The organism is Desulfospira joergensenii DSM 10085 (assembly GCF_000420085.1).
Classification (GTDB): domain Bacteria; phylum Desulfobacterota; class Desulfobacteria; order Desulfobacterales; family Desulfobacteraceae; genus Desulfospira; species Desulfospira joergensenii.
The window spans coordinates 1087763-1104182 of the sequence record NZ_ATUG01000001.1 but is presented as its reverse complement, the minus strand read 5'-3'; the positions used below and the strand labels follow the sequence as shown (position 1 = coordinate 1104182).

Here is a 16420-nt window from a genome sequence, read left to right as displayed (position 1 = left end):
TATGAAATCTGTGAAAGATGTTGAGATAAGGGGAAAGAGAGTCTTTGTGAGGGTGGATTATAATCTGCCCATGGATGAGAAAGGCAATATCACCGATGACAATAGGATCCGGGCCACCCTGGATTTGATTGAGTTCCTGAGGCAAGCCCAGGCCAGAATCATACTGGCCTCCCACCTGGGACGGCCCAAGCAGGGGCCGGAGAAAAAGTTCAGCCTGGCCCCTGCGGCAAAAAGGTTATCCGAACTTGTGGGCCAGGAGGTGGTTTTTGCCCGGGACTGTGTGGGTGAAGGGGTTGAAGCCATGGTTTCAACCCTGGCAAACGGACAGATCCTGATGCTGGAGAACCTGAGGTTCCATGAAGGGGAAAAAAAGAATGACCCCGACTTTGCCCGGAAGCTGGCAGGCCTGTGTGATGTCTATGTGAACAACGCATTTTCCGTATCCCACAGGGATCAGGCATCGGTAACAGGCATGGTAAAATTTGTTCCCCAGGCCTGCGCCGGATTTTTGCTTGAAAAAGAACTGGGTTCATATTACGATTCCGTTGAAAATCCCAAAAGGCCTTTGGTTGCCGTCATCGGCGGTGCCAAGGTATCCAGCAAGCTGGCTGCCCTGGAAAACATGCTCAATTTCGTGGATAAACTGATCATCGGCGGGGCCATGGCCAATACCTTTCTCAAGAGCCAGGGTGTAGATACCAAGGGATCCATGATTGAAGCGGATCTTCTGGGCAAGGCCGCTTCCATTGTGGATCAGGCCGGACAAAAGGGAATTGAACTTCTCCTGCCCCTTGATCTGGTCGCGGCGGAAAAATTTGAACCCTCCGCCGCCTTCAGATCCGTGGGGCTGGATGAGATTCCTGAAAACTGGATGGCCCTGGATATCGGGCCCGGCACGGCAGAGCGGTTCGGCCAGGCCCTGAAGGACGCCGGTACCATTGTCTGGAACGGTCCCATGGGGGTATTTGAAATGGAATCTTTCCTGGCCGGTACAAAGGCCGTCGCCCAGGCCATTGCCGACTCTCCGGCCTATTCAATCGTAGGAGGCGGGGATACGGGCCTGGCGGCAAAGGTCTGCGGGGTGACGGACCGGATCAGCTATATCTCAACCGGAGGCGGGGCCTTTCTCCACCTTATGGAAGGCAAAAAGCTTCCCGGGGCTGTCGCACTTGAATAGTCAGTAATCAATCGGGCAAGGGAGGACGGATGGATTTTTGTACCCAAAGAGAATGTCTGAGCAGGGAAGCGAAATTGAGACGCTCCTATTACGAAGTGCTTCGGGATGAGCTGGATCAATTTGTCCTGGGCTATTCCCTGGTGGGGTCCTATAATAATTTCTTACGGCTGAGGACCCCCTACCCCTTTGTGGAGCTGCGGGAACTCAAACCCCGGGCACGAATCCCTTCGGTGGAGTTTGACGCCCAGAATTCTTTTCTCATCATCTTTTCCGAAGACTATATCGGGGCCAAACATAAAAAGTATATCCGGTATTTTGATGCCAACAAGACCACGAAAACCAATTTATTAAGGCACAAGTACTTTCCCAATGTGGAGAATTTTGACCGGAACCTCAAGTACTTTGACACCGGAGATTTTTTTTCCCTGCTCCGGCCCCTCCTGGCCGTTGACTACGCCCTCTTGATCCAGAGAAACCAGCGGGCAAAGGTTCAGTATGCCTTGACCCATTTCCACGTGCGGGTGGACTGGCCCATTGCAGATGCGTCGGAGAATCTTGCCAAGTCCCTGCGCTATATATCCAAGGACCTCTATGAAAAAGGGGATAAATACGCGGAAGATCTGCAGAAAAAATTGTTTGAGTACTACGGGATACCCGTGATGTCCGGAGGCAGGAGAACGGCGGCCATTGTGGCGGCCCAGTACTTCAGACAGCTTGACGGAATCACAACGGTCTATGTCTCTTCCAGTGAGTCGAGAAATCTCTTGAAAATTGATGAAAGGGGGATTTCAAAGGCCGTTCTGGTCAAGCTGTCCGTGGACAAGGTCAAGGATCTGGCAGAACTGGCAGGAATTACCCAGAACTCCTTTACCAAAAACTATGTCATTGCCCGGCAGGGCAGATCCTATATCTGTATTCTGAGTGTCCGGTATGATCACACCAGCCATGCCCTGCCTTCGGAAGGGGGGCGGCTCAGGGAACTGAAAGCCGATGCCAACTGGCTGACCGTGTCCCAGGAGCATATTCTGCCAAAGCCGTCTGTGATGCACCATTCGCCCATCCCCTACAAGATGATTTATGTTTAGAAACGAGCAAGAGAAGCAAAGAAAAGCTTGAAAAGCGAGTAAATTAGGCGATTCTTACCTTTTTTGTTGTGGTTTCGCGATCATGTTTGTTTATCCAATTGGCGCGGCATCCTCAATTCTCAATTGCTTCATCATGGCCGTCTCATTGCAGTTGGGAAAATTGACGCAGCTAACGCAGTCTGACCAGACTTTTATGGGAAGCTCGTTTTTATGGATCACGGAAAATCCGAATTTTTCAAAAAAGGCGGGTTTATAGGTGAGGGTAAATAAACGCTTTACCTTGAAATAAAAGGCTTCCTGAATGGCCCTTTCCGTCAGAGCCGAGCCGATGCCCTGGCCGTTGAAGTCCGGATCAACCGCCAGGGAACGGATTTCGGCGAGATCCTCCCAGCAGAACTGAAGTCCGCAGCATCCCACCACTTTACCCGTATCCGGATCTTCATATACCCAGAAATCCCGTAAATGATCATAGAGGATGCTCAAGGGGCGGGCCAGAAGTTCTTCTTTTCTGGCATAAAATTGAAGCAATGCATGGATGGCGTTCACATCATTGAGTACGGCTTTTCTTATCATTGTAAGTCCTCTGTCCTTAACAGCGCCCTGACCGAGTCAGATTTTTCCGGCCCGGTTATCTTTCCGTTACCGGGATTGATATACACCATTTTTGTCCGGTCCGGTATATCAAAGTATTGGAGAGGCTGATTTTCCAGTACGGCCTTCATCGTATCGATCCAGATGGGAAGTGCCGCCTTTGCTCCGGTTTCATATCTGCCAAGGGTGGATGAATCGTCATTGCCCACCCATACCCCCAGGGCGGTTCCCGGGCTGAACCCGATGAAAAGGGCATCTCTAAAATCGTCGGTGGTTCCTGTTTTTCCGGCGATATCCTTTTTGATTTCCAAGGCCTTTTTTCCGGTGCCTTCGGTAATCACCGCCTTGAGCATATCTGCCATCACGGCGGCATCCTTTCTGGACATGGCCGGCTGTTTCTGCTCCTGGGTCTGAAAAAGGATTCTTCCGTCCAGATCCTCGATTCTGTCGATGGCAAAGGATTGTACCCGGATCCCCTTGTTGGCAAAGGGAATATAGGCCCGGGTCAGTTCCAGGAGGGTCACTTCAAAACTACCCAGAGCCAGGGACGGATAAGGTTTGAGGGGGGAGACAATTCCGGCTCGTAGGGCCAGATCGACCACGGACCGGGGGCTGATTTCCCGGATGAGTCTCACTGCGGGTGTGTTTTTGGACAGGGCCAGGGCTTTTCTTAGGGTCATTTCCCCGGAAAAAGTACCTGAAAAATTTTTGACTTTCCAGGCGGTGTTGTTGTCCAAATCCAGGGAGAGGGGGGCATCGGCCAGGGTATGCGCCTGGGAGAATCCCTGTTCCAGGGCCGCAGCAAACACAAAGGGTTTAAAGGCGGACCCGGGCTGCCTTCTGGCCTGGACCGCCCGGTTGAACCGGCTGCGCTTAAAGTCTCTGCCCCCTATCATGGCGAGAACGGCCCCGGTTTTTACATCAAGGGCGACAAGGGCGCATTCAAGAAAGGACGGGTCAAGACCTTTTCGGGTCATGCGGGCCTCAAGGGCTGCCATGTGTTTGTCCACGGATCCTTCGGCAATCTTCTGGAGGTTCAGGTCAAGGGTGGTCCGGATCCCGGCGCCCCTGGAATACAGGCCCTTAAGATCGATTTGATTTTCCAGTTCACTCCGGACAAATTGTGTGAAATAAGGGGCCCTGTCCGCACCCGGATCGGAATCGCCGCTGAGGACGGGCTCTTTGTCCCCCGCTTCATATTCAGACCTGGAGATCTTGTCCAGTAAAAGCATCTGTTTGAGCACAACCGCTCTTCTTTTCCGGGCAAGTTTTGGATTGTTCAGGGGAGAGTAGGCAGAAGGGGCTTTGGGAAGGCCGGCGAGCATGGCTGCCTGACCCAGAGTGAGGCTGTCAGCAGACCGGTTGAAATAGGTCCGGGCTGCAGCTTCGACACCATAGGAGCCTGATCCAAGGTAGATTTGATTCAAATAGAGTTCAAGGATCTCATCTTTGGTATATCTTCTCTCTATCTGCAGGGCCAAAATCGCTTCCCTGATTTTCCGGACCAGGGATTTCTCCGAAGAGAGAAACAGGGTCTTTGCCAGCTGCTGGGTCAGGGTACTTGCCCCCTGTTTGAATCCGCCGGCTTTGAGATCGTGGATAAGAGCTCTTAAAATGGCCTTTAGGTTTATGCCTGAATGGGTGTAAAAACCCCTGTCTTCGGTTGTGATCAGGGCCGTGATCAGGAATGGGCTCACTTCTTCCAGGGATACGGGGAAACGCTGCTCCAGGAAGAAGCGGGAAATCACCTGGTTGTTCCTGGAATAAAGGGTGGTGACCGATGGGGGCTTGAATTGTTTGAGTCGGTTGATTTCGGGAAGGTCATGAACCAGTCCAAAGAAGGTACCCAGCAGAAGGCCTGCAAGAAGGCCTCCGGCCACGAGGAGAACGATGACCCCCGGTTTAACCTTTGTCATTATTTTTTTAAAAGAGCGGTTACCGCGTTTTTCAGATCCTTGTCTCGAAAGGGTTTATAAAGGACCTGGTTAATCCCGGATTTTGAAAGGGCTGAATCATCCACTTTTAAATTGCCGTCATTGCTTTCCACAAAATCACTCTGGGTGGTGATCATGAGAATGGGGAGGGCTTTGCGGGTAAACTCCTTTCTGACCTCCCGGGTCAGTTCCAGACCGCTGATATTGGGCATGTTCAAGTCAGTGATCACAAGTTGGGGCCTGTCTTTGATAATCTGTGGGATCGCATCCTCGGGACGGTGGAAGCAGGTGGGTTCAAATCCCATGGCCGATAATTTATTCTGGTAGAGTTTGAGCATCATCTTGGAGTCATCAATGATAAAAATGGCAGCTTCGGCCTTTTCCGGCTCCGGGGTCTCTTTGATTTTTGATGTCAGGTTCTTGACCAATTCCTTTTTTCCCAGGCTGGTCAATTGTTGTAAAAAGCTCTTTCTGGCGTTGGGGGAGGCGTTATTGAGAACATGTTCCTGGGCGATTTTTTGAAAAGATTCCTCTTCCACCAGGAAATTGAAGATATTGCCGGCCTCGGAATCGATCAGGGCGGCCACTGCCTTCACAGAATCCTGGGATTCATCCCGGATGATATTTTTCAGGCCGGCCACCAATGGTTTGGAAAGGTTGATATCAATGGCCCGGGCCGCACTCATCCGAACGGCCTCAACCTCGTCCTGGAGTCCCTGGGCCAGGCAGATGGCGGTCCTGGGGGAGGGGATTCTTTCCATGGCTTCAAAGGTGGCCTGGCGGATATTGGCATCCTTGGGATGGGTGTTGATGATATTGAGCAGAGCCGGAACCGCAGCCGGATCACCAATATACCCAAGGGTGGTCACCAGGTGCACCAGGTAATCGGCCTCGGCATTCCTGAAGGCTTTGGTCAGGATGGGGGTGGCCTTGGTTCCCAGTTTCATGAGTTGATCAATGGCCGTGTCGCGGACAATTGTGACCGGGGAACTTAAAAGGGAGGCCAGTCTTTCCAGGGAATAGATATCCTGAATTTCAGCCAGGGATTCCACGGCCAGTTTATCGGTTTCCTCGTCATCTCCGAGAAAACCGATGAGAAGGTCTACGGCATCCGTACCCCCGGTCTCGGCAATGGCAAAAATGGCTGCCCGTTTGACCTCCCGGTCAGGATGGACCGCCATCAGAGATATGGTGGATATGGCTTCCGGCAGCCTGAGTCTGCCCAGGGACTGGATGGCTTCCACCAGGATATCCTTGTCCCCATCCGAGGCGATGATATCCTCCAGGGCCTGGGCCGTGTCCGTGAGCATGAGATCTCCGACGGCCTGTAAAAATAGAATCCGGGTTTTTTTTGTATTCTCTTTTATGTACTCGATAACCAGATCTGTGTTGCCGTAAGCCATGTCCAGGATGAGTTCGTAAAGGGACTCCTGGACCTCCGGGTTGGAAATTTCAAGGCGGGTGAGATACTCCAGCAGGGGGAAGACAATTTTTTCAGGTCCCTTGGCCAGTTCCGACAGGGCCTTTTTCTGTACATTTACATCGACATTCGAATCAGAGGCAAACTGAAGCAGGGCCTTTGCCTTGACGATATCCTCCTGTTTCAGGCAGAAGGTCAGTTCATTGATGAATTCTTTTTCGCTAATAGATCCCATGGTCTTCCTATTGATTTTTAAACTGGTAGAATACCGAGTTCAGGTATTTCTGGGAAACAAACAGATCCGTATCATTGACAAGGGATTCAGTGGCTCCGATCAGCAGATAACCGTCCGGTTCCAGGGTTTTTGCAATGTTTTCGTAAATTCGCCTCCGATCCTCGGTGGTAAAATAAATCATCACATTCCGGCACAGGACGATGTCAAACTTTCCCAACCCTGTAAAGGGTTCCATCAGGTTCATCTTTTTAAACTGGGCCATGCTTCTGATCTCATCCTTGATCCGATACCGGTCCTCATGGGGAGTGAAGTATTTGGCCAGCCTGGCAGGCTCAAGGCCCCGGGCCACCTCAAATTTATTGTAGAGCCCGTAACTGGCCTGGGCAATGGCCGCATCCGAAATATCCGTGCCAAAGAGCCGGATGTTATACGCCTGGGGGGTAACGCCCATCTCAAGAAGGGTCATGGCAATGGAGTATATTTCCTGGCCCGTTGAGTTTGCCGCGCTCCACAGGCGGATGCTCGGTTTTATGCCCGGAGTCCGGGTGCTTCTTTTGTCAATGAGGTCGGGAAGGATCTTATGCTGAAGAAGCTGAAACGGGGATTTATCCCTGAAAAAATAGGTTTCATTGGTGGAGATGGCGTCAATGATTTCATTTTTCAGCTCCTTTTTAGAATCAAATTGTGCTTTTTTTAAGAGTTCTCCGTAGGACTTGCACCCCAGGCGGTTGAGCATGGGACTTAATCGTGTCTCCAGAAGATACTCCTTACCGGCGGTCAAGGCGATTCCTGAAATATCAAGAATGTATTTTGAAAAGCTTTTAAATTCCTCAGGAGTTACTTTGATTTTGCTCATGTTGTGCCGGTAAGTTGGAGGTTATTTTGCAATTGACTTTACGATTTCATCTGCAATTTGGGGCAAGGGAACAATTACATCTGCGATCCCGGATTCAATGGGCTCTTTGGGCATCCCGAAAACCGTACATGTGGCTTCATCCTGGGCAATGACAAAACTGCCGCTCTCTTTCATCTGGACCAGGCCTTTGGATCCGTCCGATCCCATTCCGGTCATGATCACCCCGGTGGCACGGCCCACGTAATGTTGGGCAATGGACCTGAAAAGATAGTCCACAGAAGGTTTACAGCTGTTCTCGGGCGGGTCGTCTGTGATCTTTATTTTTCTGGAAACGCCGTCGGCGGCCGCAACGATTTTCATCTGTTTTCCGCCGGGGGCGATAAATACCTTTCCCGATTGGATGGTATCGCCGTCCTGGGCCTCTTTGACCTCAAGCCGGCTTTTTTTGTCCAGGCTGCTGGCAAGGGATGCCGTGAACATGGGGGGCATATGCTGGACAATGAGGACCGGTGCTTTCAGGCCCGCAGGAAGCATGGGAATCATCTGGGTCAGGGCATTGGGGCCCCCTGTGGAAATACCGATTCCTACGATTTCGGAGCTTGATTTCAGGACACCTGTTGTTTTGCGAATAATCCGGGACTGGGAAATTTGCGGTTTTTCTCTCGGAGAAGGGGCCGGGGAAGGGGGCATTCGATTCCCGCGGATTCTCTGGACAGTCCCCTTTTGTCTTTTTAACGCGGTGACAATGGGGACGATGGCCGCCTTGACCTTTTCCAGGTTGTCGGCCATCCGTCCCTCTTCGGGCTTGGGAACAAAGTCAAAGGCCCCCAGTTCCAGAGCCCGGATGGTCATCTCGCTCCCCTCCCGGGTCAATGTGGACAGCATGATCACCGCAGGAGGGGATTCAAGACCCTGGAGTTCCTCCAGAACCTGGATCCCGTTCATTTCAGGCATTTCAATGTCAAGGGTGATCAGATCGGGCTTGAGGGTCTTGATCTTGGATAGGGCGATTTTCCCGTTGTTGGCGGTTGCCACCACTTCAATCCCGGGAATTGTTTTTAAAACGTCTCCTACAATTTTTCTATAGACAATGGTATCGTCTATGACAACGGCTCTGAGATTGTTCATTATTCTTTAAGAACCTCATCGATATCAAGGATGCCGATCAATTGTTTTTCCGTTTTTAATACGCCTTGAAAATACTTTCCCCTGACTCCTCCGATGTTGGACGGGGCCGGCTCAATATTTTCCTGGCTGGCCAAAACCACATCGCTGATGGAGTCCACGAGGAGTCCGATGGGTTCATCTTCGGAGTTGACAATGATGTTTCGATTGTCCTTATCTTTGTTCACTGGATCCAGTCCCAGCTTTTTTCCCAGATCCACAATGGTGACGATTTTACCCCTCAGATTTAATATTCCCTCAATGTATTCGGGAGCCTGGGGAACCTGGGTAATTTCAAAATGCTTGTTGATTTCCTGAATATTCAAAATATTGATCCCGCAAAGCGCTCCTCCCACATAAAAAGTGGAAAATTCCAGATCCTTGGAAGAGCTGTTCTTTTTTGCCTCGGTCATTTGTATCTCCTTAATCCTTATACAAAAAAAATTATCTGGAAAGGTTCAGGTATTTTCTGATGATCGCCATGAGCTTTTCCCTGTCAAGTTTGATTTCATACTCATCAATCCCGGCGGTTTTTCCCTTTTCAACATGGGCATCGCTGGCCAGGGAGGTCAGGGCAATCACACCCAGGTGGGAGTACGTCGGATCATTTTTTATCCGTTTGGTCAGCTCAAAACCGTCCATGTTGGGCATTTCAAGGTCGGTGACCACAAGGTCGATTTCATCCACCCTCTCCTTGAGCAGTTCCCAGGCGATACGTCCGTCTTCCGCCTCGATCACCTTAAACCCGTCTTCTTCCATGAAGGTCCTGACCTGGTTTCTGAAAAAGGCGGAGTCCTCTGCAAACAGAATGATTTTTTCACCGTCTTCGGCCATGGCCGCTGCCGCATCGGCTTCGATTTTAAACCATTCCGGATTCAGCTTTTTGACCATTTCAAAGATGTCCACCAGGAGGGTAGTATGGTTGTTTATGATCATGGATCCGCTCACGGCCGGTTGCTTCAGAGTGTTCTCATCCAGATCAAGGACCACTTCAAGAGCATCCACCGGCGGGGTGACCATGAGGCCGATTTCTTTATCCTTCACTTTAAAGACGATGACTTCCTGCTGCTCCTTTTTAGGCAGGTCGCTGAACTCCGCGACCTGGGAAAGCTCGTACAGGGGAAGGGCACCGCCCCGGTATTGAACAACTTTTTTGTCCCCGATTTCTTCGATATCCGAGGTCTGTATCCTTTCTATTCTCTCCACCAGGCTCAGGGGAGCGGCAAAGTGCTCTGACTCTCCGTTTTGAAAGGTCAGGAGAGCGGCCTTGTCCTTGTTTGCCTTTTCAGCCTCTTCAGCAGCCCTGGCCATTTGATTTACCTCGGCCGCAGTGGACAGCTCCGCCATTTGGGCCAGGTTGGAAATATCAAGGATCAGGGCTACCTTGCCGTCTCCCATGATGGTGGCACCGGCATAGGCCGTGCATTTTTTCAGGTGCCTGCCCACCGGTTTGACGACAATCTCCTCGGAATCGTGGAGCTGGTCAACCACCAGACCGTACTTATACGGACCGGCGGAAACCACGGCGATGTTGATGGCACTGGCTGCGTGGTAACGCCGGTCTTCCTTGTCCCTTTCAACAGCCTGCTCTTCATTTTCCGGAGTCTCGTTTTCCGGGGCATCTTCTCCGGTTGAAAGCTGCCTGGACCGCCTGTCGGCCAGGTTCTCTCTCCGGTCTTTTCGGGTTTCATTGTCCTCAGGATCCGTATAGGTCTTCTCAATGCCCAGCACCTTGGCCAGGTTCAGCAGGGGAAGAAGCTCTCCCCTTAACCGGACAACACTGGCATCCCCCACCTTTTCAATTTTTTCCTTTACATGGGCAGCCGGCACCCTGAGCAACTCTTTAAGGTTAACCTGGGGAAGGGCATATCTCTCGTTTTCCACCGAGGTAATCTGGCTGGGAATGATGGCCAGGGTCAAGGGCAGTTTGATCTGAATATCCGTTCCCTTTCCGGGAGTTGAGTCTATCTCAATGATACCGCCCAGGCTTTCGATATTGGTCACCACCACATCCATGCCGACCCCGCGGCCGGATACGTCGGTGACCTGTTCTGCAGTTGAAAATCCGGGCAGGAAGATCAGTTCCATCTTGGCCTTGTCCGACATGTCGGCTATCTGCTGCTCGGTCTTCAGTCCTTTGCTGACAGCCGATTTTGCAATTTTTTCAGGCACGAGTCCCCGGCCGTCGTCTGAGATGACGATGTTAACCTGGCCGGCATCATGAAAGGCTTTCAGAAATATCTTGCCTGTGCCGTTTTTTCCCAACTGCTCCCTTTCCATGGGCGTTTCAATGCCGTGGTCAATGGAGTTCCGGACCAGGTGGGTCAGGGGATCGTTAATGGATTCCAGAATGGTCTTATCCAGTTCAACCTCTTTGCCCTCAATGATCAGATCAATGGACTTGTCCAGTTGCTGGGAAAGATCCCTGACCACCCGCGTGAATTTATTGAAAATATTAGCGATAGGCTGCATCCGGGTTCGCATAATGGCTTCCTGGAGTTCGGAAGTAATCATGTCAATTCGCTGGCTGGATAGTTCCGTGGCCTTGGAATTGGAAGAGTTTATTCCCTGCAGGAGTTGATTTCTGCTTAAGACAAGTTCCCCTGCCAGGTTCATGAGGGTGTCCAGAAGCCCTACGCTGACCCTAAGAGAGGTCTGGAGTTTTGAACCGATCTGGAGGTCTTTTTCCCCGGTCTTGGCATCGCTTTCCGTCTCAAAGGCCTTTGCAGCCGGGGCAGAGGCCTTTTCTTCCACAGGCGCCTGGACCGGGGCTGCAGGCGCAGCCGGGGATTGGACCGGGGAGGACACAGCCTCCTGGACCGGCATGGTCCGGGGATGATCACGGGTCTCTCCTTCGGTTGAAGGCCGGACCATATCTTCGGTTATTTGATGGATATATTGATCGTTCAGATCAAACAGGGTTTCCGCCATATCATGTTCAATAATGGAGGCAAACAGAACCTGGAAGGGGATCCTTGTGGGGCCGGTGTCGTCGTCAAGGGTTCCCACGGAATTGAAATCAATTCTGGAGTCGACGATGATACCGGTCTTCTGGAGGTTGGCCAGAACATCCATGGGCTTTTTGCCCTTACGGTGAATGTCCTGGAGCAGGTCGTATTCCACCAGAAAGATGTTCTTGCCATCGGTGAGGTGTTGTTCCAGTTCATAATGGGAAATCTCTTCAAAAATCCTGCCGTCCTTGAGGGTGATATCCACCATCTCCTTTACCATGCCCTGTTTTTCCTCGGGCAGGGAGGACTTGGTAATGTTTTCCAATGCCTCAACATGTTCGCTGATGTCCACATCATTGCTGGCTTCAATGTTGTTCAGCAGGTTTTCAAGCTTGTCAAAACCCTTTAGCAGGACGCTGATTTTGTTGGAATCCGGAACCAGTTCACTGTTTCTGACCAGGCCCAGAACATTTTCCAGGTTGTGGGCAAGATCTTTGATGGTTGTCAGCCCCATGAAACCGGCCCCGCCTTTGACGGAGTGGGCAGCCCTGAATACATTGTTGACCAGATCAAGATCAATGTTTTCTCCAGCTTCTTCAATTGCCAATAGGTCACTTTCGATATCACCAAGATGGTCAAGGGATTCTTCAATATACATCTGTAGGGTTTCATCATCTTCAAACATCATAAATCTCCTGAAGGCGTTTGTCTTTGAAAAGGAAAAAATACCTAATAATAGAACAATTTACAAAAAAGGAAATGGAAAGTCAAACTAAGAATGGTTATCCAATTTTTCGTATAATATCATTGGCATTAAATTGGTGTTCCAGTTCCATTAGGGCTTTTGTGTTTGGCTGGCCATAATCTATTGGATTCATGTCGGAATCCGTCAAAGACAGGATGTCAGACTCACGGGCCGGTCCTTTGGCCGAAAGAATCATCACCCGGTCTTTTACTCCGATTTTGTTTCTGATTTCTACCAGGCAGCGTCTGTTTTCATGGGTTTCCAGAATTTTTCCGATGAAACTATGAATTTTCCCCTGGTGGGTGTTGTCATAGTTGGGTAAGACTTCCCCGGGGTCCCCAAAATAGAATCCGGTGCAGAAGGGCCGGTGAAAGGTCTGGGTCAGTTCTTTGATCCATTCCTCTTTAAGAACATAGGCCTGGGGATCTTTGGCGTAGGCATCCAGGGCGCTTCGATAGGCTTTGACCACTGAAGCCAGGTAGTTGATGCCCTTCATCCTGCCTTCGATTTTCAAAGAAGAGATATTGGCCCGTACCAGTTCGGGGATATGCTCTATCATGCAGAGGTCTTTTGAGTTGAAAATATACGACCCCCTCTCGTCCTGGGCAAGGGGGTGAAATTCATGGGGCCTTAGCTCTTCCACCACAGAGTATTTCCAGCGGCATGGATGGCTGCACAGTCCCCGGTTGCTGTCCCGATGACTCAGAAAACTGCTGAGAAGGCAGCGGCCCGAGTAGGAAATGCACATGGCGCCGTGGATAAAGGTTTCTGTTTCAATGCCGGTCTGGTCAATGATTTCCCGGATCTCTTCCAGGGAGAGCTCCCTGGCCAGGTTGACCCGCTTGACCCCGATACTCTTCCAGAATCTGACAGAATTAAAATTGGTGGTATTGGCCTGGGTGCTCAGGTGTATGTCGATCTGGGGAATGAGTTCCCGGGCCAGCATCACTATGCCCGGATCCGAGATAATCACCCCGTCCGGTCTTATCTTTCCGACTTTTTTAAGAAAATCTTTTATCTGATCCTGTTCTGGATTTCTCGAGTAGATATTGCAGGCCAGATATACCTTTACATTACTCTTGTGGGCCAGTTCTATGGCTTGGACCAGTTCTGCGTCGCTGAAGTTGCCCGAAAAATTTCTTAGACTGAAATCCTTGCCTGCCAGGTAGACGGCATCGGCGCCATAGTGGATGGCGATTTCCAGCTTTTCAAAATTACCGGCAGGTGCCAGGAGTTCGGGTTTTTTGATCATAATCTGGTACCCCCGGCAGGAATCGAACCTGCGCACAAGGATTAGGAATCCTATGCTCTATCCACTGAGCTACGGGGGCAGAATTTTGTCAATAAAGGGTTTCCGGCCTTTGACAAAGGCTGTCCAGCATCCCTGAAATCAAGATCCTTGAACAAATACGGCCAGTTTTTATACACCAATCCCCCGGAGAAGACAAGCATAAAGTTTTGATATTCAAGGTTGAGTCGGTCTTTTACTCAATAATCAATTTCTGGCCCGGGTAGATTTTGCTCCATTTGTCAAGACGGTTCAGGGCCAGCAATCGGTTCAGGCTCATATGGTGCCTCTTGGCGATTAAAAACGGGCTGTCGCCTGATTTCACCCGGTATGTTCCCGAGCCTTGCCGTGCAATGCTTTGACTCTTGGAATGAATCAAAAGGGTCTGACCGATCCTCAGGTTGGTGTTTGTTAAATTGTTGGCCGCCATGAGCTGTTTGGTATTTGTGGAGAATTTTCTGGCAATGATCCACAGATTGTCCCCCCGTTTCACCGTGTAGGTTGCGGGCTTAGCAGTTGTGAGAGCAGCAGGTACTGCCCCGGCCCGTCTTCTGTTGGGAATTTTTAATACCTTGCCGGCAACAATGGTGTGGGTTCTTCCGATATTGTTTGCAAGGGAAATGGCCCTTACCGATGTCTTATAGCGTCGGGCAAGGCCGGAAAGGGTGTCTCCTCTTCTGACCCGATGGTAGACAAAAACCGGAGGCGGTGAATAGGTGGATTTGATGGTATCCAGTTTTGCCATGAACTGGGCCGCCTTATCCTCTGGAATTCTCAGGGCATAGGTTTCCGGCGGCAGCAGAGAGTATCTGAGTTCGGGGTTCAGCTCTTTTAATGTCGAAAGCTTGACGCCTGAACCCCTGGCAACATCTTTCAACCGGAGCTGCTTATTGATTTCAACGCTTTTGTACGGGATGGGAGACAATGGATTGTCAATGGAGATGTTATATTTTTCAAGGTTGTTGACGATGTGGACCGTTGCCAGAAACCGGGGGACATACCGGGCCGTTTCCCTGGGCAGGTTCTGATAAAGATCCCAGAAATTGTCAAGATAGTTGATTTTCTGGCCGCGGATAATTCTCAGCACTCTTCCTTCTCCACAGTTGTATGCGGCCAGGGCAGTTGTCCAGTCCCCGAAAAGATTGTGCAGTTCTTTTAGATAGGTGATGGCGGCCCGGGTGGCTTTCTCCGGATCCATCCGTTCATCGATGTAATAATTGCGGGTCAATCCGAATTTATATCCGGTGGAGGGAATGAACTGCCACAGCCCCAGGGCCCGGGCAGAGGAGAGAGCCCTGAGTTTGAATCCGCTTTCGATAAGAGGAAGCCATGAGATCTCTTCCGGGAGACCTGATTTTTTTAATTCCTGGACGATCAGGGGACGATACCTTGAAGAACGCTCAAGGGCCCTGATAAAATATTTTCTTTCAGGCCCTGTCAGTCTCTTGATTTCCCGTTGAACATGGGAGTTCATGGTCACCGGGATCTCGTCATGGGGTCCCGTGGCCACAATCTGACGGGATGCATATATTTCCAGAATCCGTTTGGAAATTAAAAATCGGATATCTTCTTTTTGCTGGTAAAGCTCGGGTGAAACCTCCGAATCCAACTCCAGAATCAGATAATAGGCATTGTCCAGATTTGAAATGGCCTCTTCCAGTTTCCCCTGTTCCCACATTTTTTGAGCATGGTTGCACAGGTCCAGGGCCTGGTCAATTTTTTCCTGGTCCGGGTTGCTTTGATCCTCTGAAACGGAAGCGACTGAGTCCTCAGTCGGGGGAGTATTGCCGTTTCCGGTTAAGGCCGGTGAAGCATTCTCATTGCCTTCCATGTCGGATATTGACGAAGATGTCCCGCCGGGTTGGCCTGAATCTGTATTGTCCAGGCAGGTCTGGGTAGTCCCGGGCTCGGTCTGGCTCAAAGGGGGAGGGGTGCATTTCACCGGGCGGGCATTTTGGGTATGGGTTTGCTGGCAACTGGAGGTTAGTAATAGTATGAGTGTAATAATGGCCAGATTCTTTGATATCATTGCTTCTCCTCAAAGCTAAATAAGCGTATTTTTAGGCATAATTAGTAAATTGGATTGAAATTGTCAATGATATTAAGAAAATTTTATGGGAAAAGAGATCTATGGAGAGCTTTGATTATGGATTTTGCGCCGTATTGAATTCTGGTGACTACAGGGGTGAAAATCATAAATCATGTCTTTCAGGGCCAAGACCTTTTCAAGATTTGCTTTATTGCTTGTAAAGAGAAACAAGATCATATATATAAGGTTTGGTTTGCGGGTTCGGGTTGGCTCGGAGGCGGTGGCCGAGGCCAAGGCCGTATCGGGTAAAGCCGAAAGAAATTAAGATTATCAGAGGAAACCCCAGGTTTTTTGATGTTTTATTCTGCCTATTACCGGTGGCGATCGAATCTGATCAAAAATAATGGTTGCTAAACATGGATTCTTCTGATATTATCTTCCGGTCTTTTTGCCGTGAAAAAAAGTTGCGGTGAAAGATGGGCCGATATAGCTCAGTTGGTAGAGCATCTCACTTGTAATGAGAATGTCCTCCGTTCGATTCGGGGTATCGGCTCCAAGAGATAGTTTTGGTGGGGTTCCCGAGTGGTCAAAGGGATCAGACTGTAAATCTGACGGCTCAGCCTTCGGAGGTTCAAATCCTCCCCCCACCACCAAATGTGTAGGAGATCTTAACACTGGTCGGTACTACAGGGCCGCTTTGATCGGTCGGCAAGAAAGTGTATGCGGGAGTAGCTCAGTTGGTAGAGCTTCAGCCTTCCAAGCTGAATGTCGCGAGTTCGAACCTCGTCTCCCGCTCCAGCCGAAAAGATTTCTATACTAGATAAGTTTTGGAAGTTAAGTTATCATTAATTTGGATTGCCTTTCGAAGCCCATGTAGCTCAGCCGGTAGAGCGCTTCCTTGGTAAGGAAGAGGTTCACCAGTTCGATTCTGGTCATGGGCTCCAC

At 50.3% G+C, this 16420-nt stretch carries 11 protein-coding genes and 5 tRNA genes; 6 read left to right on the top strand and 10 right to left on the bottom strand.

Annotation, left to right across the window (positions count from 1 at the left end; all coding sequences use genetic code 11):
* Position 1: 1 nt before the first annotated feature.
* Entirely contained in the window at positions 2–1177 is a 1176-nt protein-coding gene (locus tag F608_RS0105590; RefSeq protein WP_022664630.1) for a phosphoglycerate kinase, read from the top strand.
* Positions 1178–1206: 29 nt separating this feature from the next.
* Positions 1207–2262 carry a hypothetical protein gene (locus F608_RS0105585; RefSeq protein WP_022664629.1) on the top strand — a complete coding sequence of 352 codons (1056 nt, stop codon included), beginning with the start codon at positions 1207–1209 and terminating at the stop codon, positions 2260–2262.
* Between the two features lie 90 nt (positions 2263–2352).
* On the opposite strand, the gene F608_RS0105580 is transcribed toward F608_RS0105585, so the two are convergent.
* From F608_RS0105580 to F608_RS0105535, 10 genes are all read right to left on the bottom strand, one after another.
* Positions 2353–2835, bottom strand: coding sequence for an N-acetyltransferase (locus F608_RS0105580; protein WP_022664628.1), 483 nt, complete (start codon positions 2833–2835; stop codon positions 2353–2355).
* Entirely contained in the window at positions 2832–4769 is a 1938-nt protein-coding gene (locus F608_RS30805) for a penicillin-binding protein 1A (protein ID WP_022664627.1), read from the bottom strand. Before F608_RS30805 ends, F608_RS0105580 begins: the two co-directional genes overlap by 4 nt.
* A complete protein-coding gene (locus tag F608_RS0105570; protein WP_022664626.1) occupies positions 4769–6442 on the bottom strand; it encodes a response regulator in 1674 nt (557 codons plus the stop codon). The genes F608_RS30805 and F608_RS0105570 overlap by 1 nt, the downstream gene beginning before the upstream one ends.
* 7 nt (positions 6443–6449) lie before the next feature.
* A complete protein-coding gene (locus F608_RS0105565; RefSeq protein WP_022664625.1) occupies positions 6450–7298 on the bottom strand; it encodes a CheR family methyltransferase in 849 nt (282 codons plus the stop codon).
* Between the two features lie 21 nt (positions 7299–7319).
* A complete protein-coding gene (locus F608_RS0105560) occupies positions 7320–8426 on the bottom strand; it encodes a protein-glutamate methylesterase/protein-glutamine glutaminase (protein ID WP_022664624.1) in 1107 nt (368 codons plus the stop codon).
* Entirely contained in the window at positions 8426–8875 is a 450-nt protein-coding gene (locus tag F608_RS0105555) for a chemotaxis protein CheW (protein ID WP_022664623.1), read from the bottom strand. Before F608_RS0105555 ends, F608_RS0105560 begins: the two co-directional genes overlap by 1 nt.
* A 31-nt stretch (positions 8876–8906) precedes the next feature.
* Positions 8907–12098 carry a hybrid sensor histidine kinase/response regulator gene (locus tag F608_RS0105550; protein WP_022664622.1) on the bottom strand — a complete coding sequence of 1064 codons (3192 nt, stop codon included), beginning with the start codon at positions 12096–12098 and terminating at the stop codon, positions 8907–8909.
* Positions 12099–12195: 97 nt separating this feature from the next.
* Entirely contained in the window at positions 12196–13410 is a 1215-nt protein-coding gene (locus tag F608_RS0105545) for a peptidase U32 family protein (RefSeq protein WP_022664621.1), read from the bottom strand.
* A gap of 4 nt (positions 13411–13414) precedes the next feature.
* Positions 13415–13489 (bottom strand) — tRNA-Arg (locus tag F608_RS0105540).
* Between the two features lie 153 nt (positions 13490–13642).
* Positions 13643–15475, bottom strand: coding sequence for a lytic transglycosylase (locus F608_RS0105535; protein WP_022664620.1), 1833 nt, complete (start codon positions 15473–15475; stop codon positions 13643–13645).
* Between the two features lie 480 nt (positions 15476–15955).
* Here F608_RS0105535 and F608_RS0105525 point away from each other — a divergent pair.
* The 4 genes from F608_RS0105525 (at position 15956) to F608_RS0105510 (ending at position 16419) form a co-directional block, all read left to right on the top strand.
* Positions 15956–16031, top strand: a tRNA-Thr gene (locus F608_RS0105525).
* A gap of 12 nt (positions 16032–16043) precedes the next feature.
* A tRNA-Tyr gene (locus F608_RS0105520) sits at positions 16044–16128 on the top strand.
* A gap of 69 nt (positions 16129–16197) precedes the next feature.
* A tRNA-Gly gene (locus tag F608_RS0105515) sits at positions 16198–16273 on the top strand.
* Positions 16274–16342: 69 nt separating this feature from the next.
* Positions 16343–16419, top strand: a tRNA-Thr gene (locus F608_RS0105510).
* Position 16420: the final 1 nt, after the last annotated feature.

What these genes read in the sequence shown, in the direction of transcription:
- F608_RS0105590 (WP_022664630.1), top strand. Translation starts at nt 2, where the DNA reads ATGAAATCTGTGAAAGATGTTGAGATAAGGGGAAAGAGAGTCTTTGTG.
- F608_RS0105585 (WP_022664629.1), top strand. Translation starts at nt 1,207, where the DNA reads ATGGATTTTTGTACCCAAAGAGAATGTCTGAGCAGGGAAGCGAAATTG.
- F608_RS0105580 (WP_022664628.1), bottom strand. Translation starts at nt 2,835, where the DNA reads ATGATAAGAAAAGCCGTACTCAATGATGTGAACGCCATCCATGCATTG.
- F608_RS30805 (WP_022664627.1), bottom strand. Translation starts at nt 4,769, where the DNA reads ATGACAAAGGTTAAACCGGGGGTCATCGTTCTCCTCGTGGCCGGAGGC.
- F608_RS0105570 (WP_022664626.1), bottom strand. Translation starts at nt 6,442, where the DNA reads ATGGGATCTATTAGCGAAAAAGAATTCATCAATGAACTGACCTTCTGC.
- F608_RS0105565 (WP_022664625.1), bottom strand. Translation starts at nt 7,298, where the DNA reads ATGAGCAAAATCAAAGTAACTCCTGAGGAATTTAAAAGCTTTTCAAAA.
- F608_RS0105560 (WP_022664624.1), bottom strand. Translation starts at nt 8,426, where the DNA reads ATGAACAATCTCAGAGCCGTTGTCATAGACGATACCATTGTCTATAGA.
- F608_RS0105555 (WP_022664623.1), bottom strand. Translation starts at nt 8,875, where the DNA reads ATGACCGAGGCAAAAAAGAACAGCTCTTCCAAGGATCTGGAATTTTCC.
- F608_RS0105550 (WP_022664622.1), bottom strand. Translation starts at nt 12,098, where the DNA reads ATGTTTGAAGATGATGAAACCCTACAGATGTATATTGAAGAATCCCTT.
- F608_RS0105545 (WP_022664621.1), bottom strand. Translation starts at nt 13,410, where the DNA reads ATGATCAAAAAACCCGAACTCCTGGCACCTGCCGGTAATTTTGAAAAG.
- F608_RS0105535 (WP_022664620.1), bottom strand. Translation starts at nt 15,475, where the DNA reads ATGATATCAAAGAATCTGGCCATTATTACACTCATACTATTACTAACC.